The sequence below is a fragment of the Hydrogenophaga sp. 5NK40-0174 genome, from assembly GCF_040372165.1.
GTDB lineage: Bacteria > Pseudomonadota > Gammaproteobacteria > Burkholderiales > Burkholderiaceae_C > Hydrogenophaga.
Genome location: NZ_BAABWG010000003.1, coordinates 542,684 through 556,691 on the forward strand (window position 1 = coordinate 542,684; position 14,008 = coordinate 556,691).

Consider the following 14,008-nt stretch of genomic DNA (forward strand, 5'->3'; position numbering starts at 1 on the left):
TTTTGAAGGAGAGAGAAATGACACACGCCATCAACTGGTTCGAGATTCCCGTGACCGACATGGACCGCGCCCAGCGCTTCTACGAAACCCTGACCGGCACCCGGCTCAAGCGTGAGCCGTTTGGCGGACCGGGCAACGAAATGTGCGTCTTTGACCGCGACGGCGCCGACGCCATCAAAGGCGCGCTGTTCAAGGCGCCCATGATGCAGCCATCCGAGGCGGGCTCGGTGGTATACCTCAATGCGGCGCCAGCCATCGACGCCTGGATTGGCCGGGTTGATGCGGCGGGCGGCAAGGTATTGATTCCCAAGGTGACTTTGCCCGACGGCATGGGCTACTTCGCCCATATCCAGGACAGTGAAGGCAATCGCGTCGGTCTTCACGCACTGGCCTGAATCGGGTCTGATCAAGGGCTGGCGGGGGGTGAAAACCCCCTCGTGGGCCATCAAAGGAGGATGACAGATGACAGAGAAGAACCATGATTTCCTTCGCCTCGCTTGCCGCTGTGGTCAGGTGCAAGGCCGCATCGCGGCTAGCCAGTCCGGTCAGGCTCGACGGGCTCTTCAGACGCATCTGGTTTGCTACTGTGGCGACTGCCAGACCTTTGCCGGATGGCTGGGCGCGAGTGGGCATGCGCTGGACCGGAACGCCGGCACCGATCTCGTGCAAATGACGCCCGACCGGCTGAGCTTCGACCAGGGAGTCGAGCAGCTTGCCTGCCTGCAGCTGCGGCCCAAAGGCCTGTTGCGATGGTATGCGCGCTGCTGTCGCACCCCGCTGTGCAATACCATGGCCAGGCCGTTCACCTCTTTTGTGGGGGTGCTGACGACCAATGTACAGGGCATGGACGCGCAAGAGGCGTTTGGCCCCGTGCAGGCGCGGGCGTTCACCGATAGCGCACATGGCCCCAACTCGCCAAAGCGCAACAGCGGTTTGCCCCGCGTCATGTTCAACGTGTTGCGCATGATCCTGGGCAGCCGGCTCAATGGTCGCTACCGAATCACACCGTTCTTCTCCCCCGATGGCGCTCCCGTGGCCAAGCCGCATCTGTTGACGCCGCAGGCGCTGTTGTCAGCCCGTGAGAAGGCCGGCATTGCGTAAGATGCGGTCCATGGCAAATACAGATTCAGCGACCACGCGGCCCCGTTTCAGTGACGAAGAGCGGGCGCGCATGCTGGCACTCAAGGGCGTCGGGCCGACCGTGATCCAGCGACTGGAAGAAATCGGATTCTCGAGCTTGGCGGAGCTGGCCGAGGTGGAGCCAACGGATGTGAACCGGCAGGTGGCCAGCATGCTGGGGGCCACTTGCTGGGCCAACAGCCCGCTGGCCAGGCAAGCCATTGCCGATGTGGTGACGCTGGCGAAGACGTCGTCGATCCGGTAGATTCTCATGCGCCGCGCTGACCGACTCTTCAAGATCGTCCAGCTCATTCGAGGGCGCCGTCTGACCAAGGCGCAGTGGCTGGCCGACCGGCTTGAAGTGTCGGTGCGAACCGTCTACCGCGATGTGGCAGACCTGCAGATGCAAGGTGTGCCCATCGAAGGCGAAGCGGGCGTGGGCTATCGCCTGGGCGCGGGCTACGACTTGCCACCGCTCATGTTCAGCACAGAGGAAGCCAAGGCACTGGCAGCGGCCATGCGCATGGCCTTGCCCTGGCTGGATCCCGGGTTGGCACTCGCCGCCGAAGACGCCATGTCACGGGTGATGTCGGTACTGCCTTCGGACGCGAAGACGGCCGTGGAGGCCATGGCCTTGTGGAGCTATTCATTCGACCGCTACACGCCCGAAATGGGCCGGCACCTGCAACAGCTCAGAGAAGCGGCCGAGCAGTGCAGGGCCGTGAAGATGCACTACGGCGATGCCAACGACAAAGTCACCACGCGCGTCATCCGGCCGCTGGGCTGTTTTTTCTGGGGCAAGGTCTGGACGCTGACCGCCTGGTGCGAACACCGGGCAGCGTTCCGGACCTTTCGCATTGACCGGGTCAGGAAGCTGAGCCTGCTCGAGCGCCGCTTTCCCCACGAGCCGGGCAAAACGCTCAAGGACTTTCTGGCCCAGCTACAGCCACCGAAGGAAGTGCTGGAGAAACTCAACTACCGGGGCTTGACCGGCAAGTACTGACCTTTGTCGCCAAACTTGCGGCCGTTGCGCTCGACGTTGGCACACAGGCTGTCGCCGCAGATGACCACGTCCGAGCGGTTGTAGGCCTCCAGCAATCTGGCGCTGATTTGATTGTTCCGGATGTCTTGCCGATACTGCCAGGACAACCACCCACCGCCGGCCAGTAGCACGCCCAGGGTGCCCAGCAGCAGTGCGCTGAGTTTCCAGGCGATACCGTGGTGGATGCGTTGCAGCGATTGCAGTTGCGCCGTGATGGTATCGGCCGACTGTTGCACCTGAACGCCTGCCGCCTGAAGCCGTTGCTCATACTGTTCCACTGGTGCATCCACGCCTGCCTCCACCTTTGCCGCCACGGCTTCGGGCAGACGCTGCAGCTGCTGCGTGGCCGCATGACTGACCAGGCCGGGAACCTGCTGGGTGAGCTGTTGCAAGGCTTGCGCTGCTTCAGCCTGCTTCTGCTCAAGAGCCTGGCTGCGGCGCTGAAGCTGCTCCATCAGGGCGGCCGTCTTGCTGACGAGGGCGGAGAGGTCTTTCTCTTGCATGGGCGCGTTGGCAGGAGGACGCGCGCCATTCGAATCCTGGTTCGAGCAGGCGATCTCCCCCTTGGCTGATGTTGATGTCCGGGTTCAATATATCAGCTTGACCCGTCGGTCAGATGACGCTGCCCCTCGACGCTCAAAGCGTCGTCAACGCATCGCGCAGTTCGACCAGCTCGCGGCGCACGGCCAGGCGCAGGGCGCCAGCATGGTTGTGATCGCTGGAGACGGCCAGCACCAGATGGGTGGAGGGCATGCGGGTCTGGTACCAGACCTGGGTGTCGTTCCACACCATGAGCTCGGTCGGCGCATTCTCCCCAATGGTCGACAAGGAGGCCTTGGAGTCCAGGGCCAGACTGGCGGCGCACGCGGCGACGGCATCACCTTGCAGGCGGCCATGGGTGGCCAGCACCAGGCCATCTGCAGTGGCCAGCACCGCGCCCTCGAAGCCCGGGCTCTCGGCCATGCGTTTCAACGCGGCTTCGATGCGTTGCAAAGGATCAGGAGTGGTTGCGCTCATGGTCTTCTCGTCTCAGGCCTGCTCCGCAGCAGCGCTCGGCAGGTGTTGCCGGGGACGCAGTGCTTCCAGGCAACGTGCAATCATGACCCAGCCGGTATCCTGGGCCTTGAGCGGCCCCACGCTGGCCAGCCAGAACGGCCGCTCGCCCAGATACAGGGCCACCCGATAAATCGTATCGCGAATGTCCTGCAACGCATGGCCGCTGGCCAGGCGCTGTGACAGCTCGGGATCAGCATTCGCACTGGCCACGCACAGCCCGTCGGGGTCGGCCACAACAATCGCGTTGTCTGCATGCCGCGAGGACATGGCCTTGATGTGCTGGTCCAGTGTGTTCCAGATGCGCTCTTCCGTCTCGATGTCTTCGGCGCGAGCGTCCACCTGGATGCTGCCGTCCCGATTCAAGGCAAACAAGGCCTTGCCCACGCTGGCGCGAGCCAGGCCGGTCGCTTGTGCCAATGCGTCGGGGTCAACGCGTTGCTGACTGGGGCCGAGCAGAATGTACTGAAAGACTTGCCGCTCATTGGCATGGAGCTGTTCAGCCGCCTGTACGCCGGCCACCCAGCGGATCACCCCCTCTGGCAGCGGTCGCAGATAGCGCTCCGATACCTGAGAGGCTTTGGCGTCTGGCGGTGTTTCTGAGGCCATGTGAAATCGCGGCTCTGGTCAGCTGGTCACGTTCAGGGCACCCGAGCATGCGGCGCAACTGACTTTGCCCAGCCGCATGTGGTAGCGAACCACTGTACCCGCATCGATCTCTGCACCGCAATGGTCGCAAACCGTGGCCTCGTCAAGCCTGACGGTGTCGTAGCGCTCGGTGTCCACCACCTGATCGCCAATGCGTCTGGGCCAGGGTGAGTATTTCACGATGTCCGGCCTGAAGTGTTCTTCGAAGGCCGACCACCGTTCAATCAGGTCGTCACTCAGGCCGTGCTCTCGCTGAGCGTCAAGCATGAGCTTCTGCCGGTGATCGAAAATGCTGTCGGGGATCACCATCCAGTGGTGCGAATTGCGCGGGCGCTCGCCCAGATAAACCGCTTCGCCGGTCATGCTCTGCATCAGGAAAGCATACTGCTTGCCAATGACGCGGTCCATGGTCACGCGCTCGAAATAGGGCTGCAGCAGCGGGTCTGCGTAGACCTTGCGGTAGAAGGTCTCCAGCACGGCTCGCACGCGCTTGCCGTCGTCCAGTGCCGCCCATAGCGATGGATCGGGCGCGAGGCCTGGCATTTCACTGGCGGGCTCGGAGGGAAACGGGCCTCGCAGTTCGAACTCGGCGCCAAAAGCTGCGTCCGGGTCGGACATCCATGGCGGGCGGGGGCGACCCTGCAGCATCAGCCGCGCCTGGATCCAGCCTTCGCGCTCGTGATGGCCGAGCAGAACCATCTCCGGTTCGCTCTCGCGTGACTCGCCGACGAGGCGAGCCGGTTGACCTGCATGAAAGTCCAGTTCCGTGCAGGCTTCAAAATTCAGTATGGGGTTGCCGTCTTCCTGCTCGTCAACTTGCATCAGCATGCAGGTGGTGACCATGTCTTCGAGCGATCGGGGTGTCAGCACCATGTCGCTCACAGGCTTGCACTGACACGCCAGCAGATAGCCTGCATCACGCAGACGTTGGGGCAGTTTGGCGGCCGCTGCATCCGGGACTTCGCCCTCAATGCTGCGCATCATGCAGCGGCGGCACACGCCACTCTTGCAGGAGAAAGCGATGTCAAACCCGGCGCGCAGAAAAGCGTCCAGCACGGTTTCGCCGTCTCGGCTTTCCACGCTGTGGCCCTGGTAGTGAAGATGGCTCATCTTGGCAGTCGCACTCAGGCAGTCTCGTCCAGCAGCTTGGCCAGTTCCACCGCCACCTTGCGCGTCTCGAGAATCATGCGGCCGAGGTTGGCCTTGGGGTCGGCTGCCACGGCCAACACCGCGTGGTCGCCTGCCTGGGTCAGCAGCATGGGGCCTTTGGACCCGTCCAGGATGACCTGGCGCAAGCGTCCCCGGTCGACCTCTTTGCCAGCCCTGTCGGCCAGGGCCAGCAAAGAGGCGCACATGGCACCGAAGCGATCCTTGTCCGACGACGCGTCCAGCAGGGAAGCCATGGTGATCCCGTCCCGTGAAACCACCGCTGAGGCTTCCACCTCTGCCAGGGCCGTGTGCAGGCCGCGCAGCAAAGCGCGCATCTTGCTGGCCCTGGGGTCGTTGTTCTGGGGGGCGGACATGGCTGGGTTCCCTTTTGTGTTTTCGTCGGTGACAGTATCGCGCGCTATCGGGTCAGAGGGCCGCTTCGACTTCAGGCATGGCCAAGCGAGCCTTGGTCAGCACCATGCCCAGGTTGGCGCCCTTGCGGCAGACGAAGCACACCACCTGTTGCTGGCGCTTGCCGCGCAGGAAGACGTGAATCAGGTTGTCGCTGTTGACGATGATCTCCTGGAAGTAGTGGTGGTCTTCGCCGTCGGGCAGGCCACGCGACTTCTTGAACACCTTCTCGATGGCCACCACGTTCGGGCCCTGAAACAGGTCGGCGGTGGCAGCGGCCAGCATGTCGAACACTTCGCTGGGATGTGAGTCGACTGTCTTGATGGACAGCACCATGCCGGAAGCCAGATCCACAAAACCTGCTGCCACGCAGTCAGGGATGGAGGTCATGGAACGCTGGAGGGTGTCGTCGAGTTTGCTCATGGTTGTTTTCCTTTGTGTGACGTGCAGGGTGGGTTGGAAAAGTGAATGAAAGAAGAGAGAGGTTGGACCATTGACCCAAGGTCACAGGGGGGGTGTTGCGGCAAGCCGCGAAAGTCGTGCCCGGTTCAGGCGCTCGGCAAACACGGCGAGAAAGCCCACCTGCTCTTGCGACTGAATCATCAGATGGTTGAGTCGGCGGATCTTCTCGATGCTCTCTACCGCATTGCGCTCTCCATCGCCTCGCCAGAGCCAGTAGCAGGCGAGCAATGTGCCGGTCCGGCCCAGACCAGCGCGGCAATGCAGTGCCACCACTTCGCCTTTGGCCAGCCAGGCATCGATATCGCTGCACAGTTTGGCGGCTTCGACCACGGTGGGGGCATGCATGTCCTGAATCACCAGGTTGGTACAGGCGATGCCGAACGATCTGGCGGCACCTGCATCGAAGTCCTGCTCGGTCAGGTTGACCAGACGAGTGACACCGACATGGCGCAAATCGTCGAGGTCTTCGTGGGTCTGACGCATGATGCCCGGCCAGGGTGTGCCCGCGAGCTGGCCCGGCAGCAACCAGACAAATCCTCTTGGACCGCAGGCAGCGCTCCTGACCATGGACGGGCCACCGATATCGAGCGGCGGCAGCCGGTCAAACGCCGATGACGGCTCCATCGCGGATGTGGGGTGACCGCCTTCAGATGGCTGTTGTGCCCCGGTGTCGGCGAAGCTGGTCAGGACGGCCGACTCAAGCATGCGATCCACAGCTTGCACCACGGGCAGGTCGGGCACGGAGACTTGCTCTGCGGCTGCACTGTCTGCTTCTACGGGGTATTCGGGACAGGAGCCGGTGCGCAGAAACTGTCTGGCCGCTTCTGAGGCAGGGCGCTGGAAAAAGTCGTCTGCTGCCGCTGATTCCTGCACCTGGCCACTGGCGATCAGCACCACATGGTTGGCGACAGCGCGTGCTTGCCCCTGGTGATGCAGCACCACCAGGATTGCCTGGTGGCGCGCCACCACCTGAATGAGTTCAATCAGCGGGGCTGCATCGGCGTCCGACATGCCGGTGGTGGGTTCATCCACCATCAGCAGGGCAGGCTTGCCCAGCAGTTCGCGAACAATCGCGACGGCGCGCTGCTGAGACAGGCTCAGGTCGATGACCGGTGTGCTGAGCTTGTCGTTGATCCACTGCTGTCCGAGTTCGTCCGTCAACGCCCGGATGCGCTCAACCTGTTGCGCCACAGTGAACCTGGAACGGTCGGGCATGCCGGCCTGCAGGTTGTCCAGCACGGTAGAGACGAGCAGCTGCGCTTTCTGCATCACCAGCGCCGGATGGTGGTCCGGGGTCAGCGCCTGGCCTGCGTACAAGGCCTCGCCCCAGCGTTGCATGCCGGGGTGGTTGTCATTGAAGCCTGCCAGCGTTCGCACCAGAGAGGACTTGCCAGTGCCCGATGGACCCAGCAGCACGGTGCAGCCTTCTGCCGGAATGTCCAGTGTCAGCGACCTGAGTACTGTGCGTTCATGAAAGCCAAGGCCAAACCCATGCAGGGAAAGCGATGATGGGGTGATTGGCCTGATCATGGATTGGGTTGAAATGGTCGCGCTGTAACGAGCTCGCTTCAGGCCTTGGCAGCGAAGCGGCTTTCCATTTCCAGCATGGCGGCAACGCCGATGACGAGCGCGCGCATGTCATCGGCCTGCCGTGCATCGACCTTGAAAATCGGCGGCACGCCGCGCACGAACGCCGGCATCCGGTCCGCCAGGTAGTCGCGATAGACCGAAGTGGACAAGTCAGGGATCAGGTCGGCATGTGTGACACCGATCGCCAGGGGGAATTTGCGGCCCTGACTGCGCTGGGCGACGTGATCGAGGTAGGCGGACAGGTCCTCGTATCGCGATTCGCGGCTGTGATCGATGAGGATCACCACCGCCTTGGCCTGCTCCAGCAGAATGTCCCACATGAAATCGAACCGGCTCTGTCCAGGCGCACCGATGAGGCGCACCTTGTCGCCGGAACCCAGGTCCAGGACGCCAGCGTCCATGGAGACAGTGGTGAACTCCTTGAGTTCTGCCGTGGCATCAGTGGCCGCCACTTCGGTATCCGCCGTAGCGATGTCCGACAAGGTGTTGACCGCCTGTGTCTTGCCTGCCCCGACCGGGCCCATGAACAGAATGCCCCATTCCACGGCTCAGGCCCTCCCACCGGTGAGCCTGCCCCACAAGCGCCCGATCAGGGACCTGGCCGGCTGCGCGGTTTCATGTGCATCGAAGCCGTCTGGCAACTCCATCAGGGGTTGCGGATTGGTGTTGGCGATCTCCGCCAGGGCGGCTGACGCCTTTTCCATTTCTTCCCGGGTGCGTGGAGCGCCGTCAGCGAGATGTCCGTGCAGATACAACAGCTCGATGATGTGGTTGACGCGTTCGCGCGGAATGTTCAGCAGCCGTGGAATCAGCGTTGCACCCGTCGGCCTAATCGCCAGCAGCGCGCATACCCGCGCCACATCCGGAACGAGTTCGGCCTGTATCTCCGGCAGCTCAGGCCATGAGTAAAGGCGAACCACGCTGTACTGCACCCCGAGCTGGGTGGTGGCGTTCACGGTGGTGGCGATGGATCTGGACATGGGGCGGGCGCCGCAGGCGCTGTTCTTCTAATGAATGGGCAAGTACTCAAATACTGGAGGGATTATGGAAATGGGTAACCCGAATAGGGGATGTTTTTGTGCCGTTGTTCGATCTTTCAACCGGATTGCGTGATGACTTGCACGATCCACGTGAGGCTTCTCCGACACGCTCCTGGCAGAAAAAGTAGCGAGGGCCGACATGAGAGACGCACCGAGGTGCGCCCTTGATGGAGTGGTACCCAGGCGAACCCTGGCTGCTTCGGCAGGCTTTACTCGTCAACACTGTCCAGCCGTTTCTTGAGTTCGGCGGCAATCTTGCGTGTCTCCAGAATCAGCCGCCCGAGGTTGGCGTTGGGGTCGGCCGCAACGGCCAGAACGGTGGCGTCGCTCGCCTGTGTCAGCAGCATCGGCCCCTTGGTTCCATCCAGAATCACCTGCCGCAAACGGCCGCGCTCCACTTCCTTGCCGGCGCGGTCTGCCAGCGCCAGCAAGGAGGCGCACATGGCACCAAAGCGGTCCTTGTCGGCCGCGTCCCCCAGAAGCGATGCAATGGTGATGCCGTCGCGGGTCACCACGGCAGACGCCTCTACCTCTGACAAAGTCGCATGCAGCATGCGAAGGCAGCTTCGCACTTTGCTGGCGCGTGGGTCTTTGTCGCTGCTGTCTGACATCGTTTCCTCCAGTGGGTGACGGCGGCCAGCCATCGCTGGCCATGGGTTCAGAAGAATGGGGGGTGAGCGTCCCTGAGGAGCCGGCCAGGCCGTGTTCTCTGGCCTTGGATGAACGCGCTGGCTACCTGTCTCACCATCGGTGTGAATCGGTGTTGATCGGGGTCGAAGCAGTCAAAGCGCAAAAGGCTTTCACTGCTTGCCGGTTGGGTGTGTCTGGGGGCGCTGGAGATCAGTGACGCACGTGGCGTTCGTGCATCTCGACCATGGCTGCCAGGCTGACCACCATGGCACGCACATCGTCGGCATCACGCGCATCCACGCCCATGACGGCCGGCACCCCGGAAACAAAGTCAGGCATGTGATCGCTCAGGTGGTCCTTGTAGATGCTCAGCGGAACGGTGTGGCGCATGTCCATGTGGGTGGCTCCGATGGCCAGAGGCAAATGGCGTCCCCGCAAGCGTTCGCCAATGTTGTCGAGGTAGTGGTCCAGATCGCTCAGCCGCGAGTCGCGCCGATGGTCGATGAGCAGCGCCACCGCCTTGGCCTGCTCCAGCAGGATGTCCCACATGAAGTCGAAACGGTCCTGACCGGGTGCGCCAATCAGGTGGATGCGATCGCCTTCGCCGAGGTCCAGCACACCGGCGTCCATGGACACGGTGGTGGTGTCCTTGATGATGGCAGTGCTGTCGGTCGCTGCGACGTCTGTGTCGACGACGGCAATCTCCGAGAGAGTCTGCACGGCTTGCGTCTTGCCGGCACCCACCGGACCCATGAAAAGTATGGACCAGTCCATGTCAGTGCCTCCGTGAAGCGCGCAAGCGGGACCAGAGGCGCGTCATGAGGCTGGCTTGCGCAGGTGGTGCCTCGTCGCTCGTGTTGTTTTGCAGGGGCAAGGTGTCCATGGCATCGATGGCCGCAGTGGCGCTGTCGCTTCCCCCGTCCTGCAAGTGGCCGTGCATGTGGAGCATCTCGACAATGTGGGCGACCCGCTGCCTGGGCATGTCGAGCAGTCGCGGAATCAGCTGCGTGCTGGTGGTCCGCACGGCCAGAAGCGCGCAGACACGTGCCACATCCGGAACGAGTTCGGGATCCAGTTTTGGCATGTCGGGCCATGAGTAGAGCCTGACAACGCTGTAATGAATGCCCAGCTGCGTCGTGGCGCTGTAATTGGCTTGAACGGTGGTTTGCACGGCGTACCTCGCGATCTGGCGGCGTGAAATCATCCACGCCAGGGACCAACAAGGTTTCAGAATAGCCCTACATATTTCACGCTCATGCTTTGAATTGCGCGTTTGCGCAACGGCAATTCGTCGGTTTAACGCTAGGGTTCTCGATAGCGGTTTTCAGTGCACTGATTCTGAGTCTTTGGTACTCATTAGTTCCGCTGCAAAAAGGCCACAGGGCACGCGCACATGGACATAGACCCGACTGCTCTTGTGGGCATGTGAATGGGCCGTCAGGCATGAACGGTACCGGCTCGCCGACGGGCGGAGCCGGGCCCGAGATGCGAATCAGCCGGCCAGCGCTGCTTCGATGTCTTTGGCCAGCTTGGCGGGTGCGTCGGTGGGTGCATAGCGCTTGATCACCTCACCGTCGCGGCCGATCAGGAACTTGGTGAAGTTCCATTTGATGGCCTTGCTGCCAAGAATGCCTGGGGCTTGCTCGGTCAGCCATTTGAACAAGGGGTGAGCCTCACCACCGTTGACATCGATCTTGCTCATCATGGGAAAGCTCACGCCGTAGTTGCGCTGGCAAAAGGCGCCGATCTCCTGATTGCTCCCCGGGTCCTGATGCCCGAACTGGTTGCATGGAAAACCCAGCACCACCAGTCCCCGGTCGCCATACTCTTTGTGCAGTTCTTCCAGCCCACCAAACTGGGGCGTGAAGCCACAGGCGCTTGCCGTGTTGACAATGAGCATGACCTGACCACGGTACTGGTCAAGCTTTACGGGATTACCCTCGATCGAGAGGGCTTCAAAGTCGTGAACGTGGCTCATCGATGGCTCCTGGTGGCGTGAATCGAAAAAAGTATCACGAAAAACGGCATTCAACCTGCGGGTATGGCGTAATCCATGACCTGCCGTGGGATACTTCGGCACATCGAATTGAACTAAAAAGAATTAGTCACTGAGGCCTGAGAGGATGGAGAACGCGTACTCACTCGCGCTGGTGGGCTTTTTGCCTGCAGAAGCCGCCACGCTGGAGTCTTTTTTTCGCTTGGCAGCGCGGCGTGCGCCTGCCTATGCGGTTCAGGACGAAGTGATGGACGCGCAAGCCCTGATCGTCAACGCTGACAATGCTGACGCCCTGCGTCTGGTGCGCGAGGCGGCCCTTCCTGCCAAAGTGCTGCTCGTCGGCTACAGCGATGGTGGCACCGGCTGGCCGCTACAGAACAAACCGGTCAAGCTGGTCGGTGTGCTCAACGCGCTGGACAAACTGATGGGTTTCTCGCGCGGCAGCGACAAGGCGGCAACGCCAGCGCCCAGGCCGGCGGCGTCCAAGCCTCCGGCATTCGCTCCGACGCAGCCGTTCACGCGCTCGCAGTTTCAGGCGCTCAACGACAGCATGCGGCCGGCCAACCCTGCGAAGGCGCCTCCGCCGGCCCTGAGCGCGCAACCCGGCGCAGACCGTGTGCCGCGTCGCGACTTTGCACTGACTGAACCGATGTCTGTCGATCAGCTGCCAGGCGGGCGGCATTTGCAAGCCGTGCAGCAAGACGACGAGCCATCGGACATGATGAGCATGTCAGGCTTGATGGGGCTGGACGATGCGCCTGCACTGCGCCCGCTGGATCGCAGCGGGCCCCCTTCAAGCGGGTTGGGGCGGCTCACCAGGCCACCCGTCAAGTCCGCCAGGCTCGCCGGTGTGCAGCGTGGTGATGTGCTGATCATCAGCGAGAACCTCGCCGAAGGCCGCGTGCTGCACCAGCGCCTTGGCCGATATGGCTTGCGCGCAGACTGGTCGCGCCAGGGATCGCAGGCGCTGGTCATGCTCAAGGCGCACCATTACCGTCTGGTGATTGTCGAGCGGGTCACGGGTCAGCCAGACGCTTTCTCGCTTTGTCGCACGGCCAAGGGGCGCAAGACGACGGCCGGAGATGCACCCGTGGTGTTTCTCATGTCGGGCAATGGCGGTGGCATGGACCGGATCAAGGCAGGCTTGGCCGGTTGTGATGCGTTCTTGCCCCGGGCGGTCGACGAAGCCGATTTTTATCGCGCACTCACCCGCAACAACGTACTGGAAGAAGAAGGCTTCGAGACCACAGGCGGCGTGCTCTGACGGCACTCCGGCAGTGCACGATCAGCGTCGGGCTCTCAGCCGTGCAGATCGTCGCGGCGCGCAATCTCCAGCAGGCGCTCGAGCTCGTGCGGGTGCTCGCGTTCATTGTGCTTGTGCCAGCGCATGATCCACCACATGAAGCCGGCCACCATCAGGCCGAAGATCGTGATGGCACCGTAAGCTGAAAGACCGGCACCGGTGGAGAAACTGTAGAGGCCGCCCAGGCCGAGAATGCAGGCCTGCTCGTTGAAGTTCTGTACCGCAATGGAGCGACCAGCACCCATCAGGTTGTGTCCGCGGTGCTGGAGCAAGGCGTTCATGGGGACCACCAGATAACCGCCAATGCCGCCGAGCACCACCAGGAACGGAGCGGCCATCCAGAGGTTGTCGATCACATTCATCAGCATGACCAGCACACCCATCGCAATGCCCAGTGGCATCACGCTGGTGGCCTGGTCCAGCCGCATGCGCACCGAAGCGACCACTGCGCCCACGGCAGTGCCAAGCGCGACCACACCGACCAGTGCCGAGGCCTTGGTGGTGTCGTAGCCCAGTGCCACGGCAGCCCAGGCGAGCACGATGTAGCGCAGGTTGCCCGAGACGCCCCAGAACAGGGTGGTGGTGGCCAGCGAAATCTGGCCCAGCCGGTCCTTCCACAGGCGCGAGTTGCAGCGCCAGAAATCGGGCAGCAGGCTCAACGGATTCTTGGGCATGGGGCGCGCAGCCACACCTGTGCGTGGAATGCGCAGATTGAAGGCAGCCGCCACGGCGTACACCAGCACCAGCAGGGCAACACCAATCTCTGCCGGGTAGGTGGCCCACTGGTCCACGCGCAGAAACTCGACAGCCGAGACCTTGTCGACCAGGTGCGGGCTCACCAGTTGTCCGCCGAGCAGCACACCGAGAATGATGGACGCGATGGTCAGGCCCTCGATCCAGCCGTTGGCCTTGACCAGCTGGGATGGCGGCAGCAACTCGGTCAGGATGCCGTATTTGGCTGGCGAGTAAGCAGCAGCACCCAGGCCCACCAGGGTGTAGGCGAGCAGCGGGTGCACGCCTGTGAGCATCAGCACACAGCCCACCACCTTGATTGCATTGCTGACGAACATGACCCTGCCTTTGGGGTGAGCGTCGGCAATCGCGCCCACAAAGGGAGCCAGTGCAACATAGAACAGTGCAAACAGGGGCACCAGTGCGGCACTCTGCCATTCGGGCGCACCCATGCCCCGCAGCAGCTCGATGGCTGTGACAAACAGCGCGTTGTCAGCCAGAGAGCTGAAAAACTGCGCCGTCATGATGGTGTAGAAGCCGCGCTTCATGGGCGATGGATTAGATTTCTTCTGAGCGCTTGGCTTTGCTGTTCAGTCAACGGAACGCTAAAAAGTGGTGGCATCGGGTGCGTGTCCGCGTTGAAGGTTATAGCACGGGCATCCTAGGGAAAAGACGTAGGGCGAAAGTACGCAGTCAGGCAGACCAAGTGCTGCGAATTCGATAGACGCTGGTGTTGCGACATGAAACACCGTTCCCTTCTGTATCGGCAGGAGTTGTGCCGACTTGCAGCAGACCGTATTTCTGGGGCAGTTGGAGTGTGACATTGTTATCTT

19 protein-coding genes are annotated in these 14,008 nt (G+C 62.3%); 5 read left to right on the plus strand and 14 right to left on the minus strand.

Annotation, left to right across the window (positions count from 1 at the left end):
• The first annotated feature begins 17 nt into the window (after positions 1-17).
• The 4 genes from ABWV89_RS12080 to ABWV89_RS12095 all read left to right on the plus strand — a co-directional run bounded on the left by ABWV89_RS12080 (position 18) and on the right by ABWV89_RS12095 (position 2,122).
• On the plus strand, positions 18-395 hold the full coding sequence (locus ABWV89_RS12080; RefSeq protein WP_353397018.1) for a VOC family protein: 378 nt from the start codon (positions 18-20) through the stop codon (positions 393-395).
• Between the two features lie 67 nt (positions 396-462).
• Complete coding sequence (locus ABWV89_RS12085) at positions 463-1,101, plus strand: DUF6151 family protein (RefSeq protein ID WP_353397020.1); 639 nt, start codon at positions 463-465, stop codon at positions 1,099-1,101.
• Positions 1,102-1,111: 10 nt separating this feature from the next.
• Positions 1,112-1,384, plus strand: coding sequence for a helix-hairpin-helix domain-containing protein (locus ABWV89_RS12090; RefSeq protein ID WP_353397022.1), 273 nt, complete (start codon positions 1,112-1,114; stop codon positions 1,382-1,384).
• A gap of 6 nt (positions 1,385-1,390) precedes the next feature.
• Positions 1,391-2,122, plus strand: coding sequence for a helix-turn-helix transcriptional regulator (locus ABWV89_RS12095; protein WP_353397023.1), 732 nt, complete (start codon positions 1,391-1,393; stop codon positions 2,120-2,122).
• On the opposite strand, the gene ABWV89_RS12100 is transcribed toward ABWV89_RS12095, so the two are convergent.
• The 13 genes from ABWV89_RS12100 to ABWV89_RS12160 form a co-directional block, all read right to left on the minus strand.
• Positions 2,095-2,664 carry a hypothetical protein gene (locus ABWV89_RS12100; RefSeq protein WP_353397025.1) on the minus strand — a complete coding sequence of 190 codons (570 nt, stop codon included), beginning with the start codon at positions 2,662-2,664 and terminating at the stop codon, positions 2,095-2,097. The two genes, ABWV89_RS12095 and ABWV89_RS12100, sit on opposite strands and share 28 nt — an antisense overlap.
• Positions 2,665-2,797: 133 nt before the next feature.
• On the minus strand, positions 2,798-3,178 hold the full coding sequence (locus ABWV89_RS12105) for a roadblock/LC7 domain-containing protein (protein ID WP_353397026.1): 381 nt from the start codon (positions 3,176-3,178) through the stop codon (positions 2,798-2,800).
• Positions 3,179-3,190: 12 nt separating this feature from the next.
• Positions 3,191-3,823, minus strand: coding sequence for a hypothetical protein (locus ABWV89_RS12110; RefSeq protein ID WP_353397028.1), 633 nt, complete (start codon positions 3,821-3,823; stop codon positions 3,191-3,193).
• A gap of 18 nt (positions 3,824-3,841) precedes the next feature.
• Positions 3,842-4,972, minus strand: coding sequence for a 2Fe-2S iron-sulfur cluster-binding protein (locus ABWV89_RS12115; RefSeq protein ID WP_353397029.1), 1,131 nt, complete (start codon positions 4,970-4,972; stop codon positions 3,842-3,844).
• A gap of 14 nt (positions 4,973-4,986) precedes the next feature.
• Positions 4,987-5,385, minus strand: a complete 399-nt coding sequence (locus ABWV89_RS12120; RefSeq protein ID WP_353397030.1) for a roadblock/LC7 domain-containing protein — start codon at positions 5,383-5,385, stop codon at positions 4,987-4,989.
• 52 nt (positions 5,386-5,437) lie between these two features.
• Positions 5,438-5,845, minus strand: coding sequence for a roadblock/LC7 domain-containing protein (locus ABWV89_RS12125; RefSeq protein WP_353397031.1), 408 nt, complete (start codon positions 5,843-5,845; stop codon positions 5,438-5,440).
• A gap of 81 nt (positions 5,846-5,926) precedes the next feature.
• The gene (locus tag ABWV89_RS12130; RefSeq protein WP_353397033.1) at positions 5,927-7,414 is read right to left on the minus strand and encodes a phosphatase domain-containing putative toxin; all 1,488 of its coding nucleotides are present in this window, start codon (positions 7,412-7,414) and stop codon (positions 5,927-5,929) included.
• A 38-nt stretch (positions 7,415-7,452) separates the two neighbouring features.
• On the minus strand, positions 7,453-8,019 hold the full coding sequence (locus ABWV89_RS12135) for a GTP-binding protein (protein WP_353397034.1): 567 nt from the start codon (positions 8,017-8,019) through the stop codon (positions 7,453-7,455).
• A gap of 3 nt (positions 8,020-8,022) precedes the next feature.
• The gene (locus tag ABWV89_RS12140; RefSeq protein ID WP_353397036.1) at positions 8,023-8,454 is read right to left on the minus strand and encodes a hypothetical protein; all 432 of its coding nucleotides are present in this window, start codon (positions 8,452-8,454) and stop codon (positions 8,023-8,025) included.
• A 269-nt stretch (positions 8,455-8,723) separates the two neighbouring features.
• On the minus strand, positions 8,724-9,125 hold the full coding sequence (locus ABWV89_RS12145; RefSeq protein WP_353397038.1) for a roadblock/LC7 domain-containing protein: 402 nt from the start codon (positions 9,123-9,125) through the stop codon (positions 8,724-8,726).
• 229 nt (positions 9,126-9,354) lie between these two features.
• Complete coding sequence (locus tag ABWV89_RS12150; protein ID WP_353397039.1) at positions 9,355-9,918, minus strand: GTP-binding protein; 564 nt, start codon at positions 9,916-9,918, stop codon at positions 9,355-9,357.
• Position 9,919: 1 nt separating this feature from the next.
• Positions 9,920-10,348 (minus strand): hypothetical protein, encoded by a 429-nt coding sequence (locus ABWV89_RS12155; protein ID WP_353397041.1) that lies wholly within the window; start codon positions 10,346-10,348, stop codon positions 9,920-9,922.
• A gap of 288 nt (positions 10,349-10,636) precedes the next feature.
• A complete protein-coding gene (locus tag ABWV89_RS12160) occupies positions 10,637-11,122 on the minus strand; it encodes a glutathione peroxidase (RefSeq protein ID WP_353397043.1) in 486 nt (161 codons plus the stop codon).
• Between the two features lie 145 nt (positions 11,123-11,267).
• On the opposite strand from ABWV89_RS12160, the gene ABWV89_RS12165 reads away from it, so the two are divergent.
• The gene (locus ABWV89_RS12165) at positions 11,268-12,404 is read left to right on the plus strand and encodes a PleD family two-component system response regulator (protein ID WP_353397044.1); all 1,137 of its coding nucleotides are present in this window, start codon (positions 11,268-11,270) and stop codon (positions 12,402-12,404) included.
• A gap of 35 nt (positions 12,405-12,439) precedes the next feature.
• Here ABWV89_RS12165 and lplT read toward each other — a convergent pair whose 3' ends face one another.
• A complete protein-coding gene (gene lplT, locus ABWV89_RS12170; RefSeq protein WP_353397046.1) occupies positions 12,440-13,723 on the minus strand; it encodes a lysophospholipid transporter LplT in 1,284 nt (427 codons plus the stop codon).
• Between the last annotated feature and the right edge of the window lie 285 nt (positions 13,724-14,008).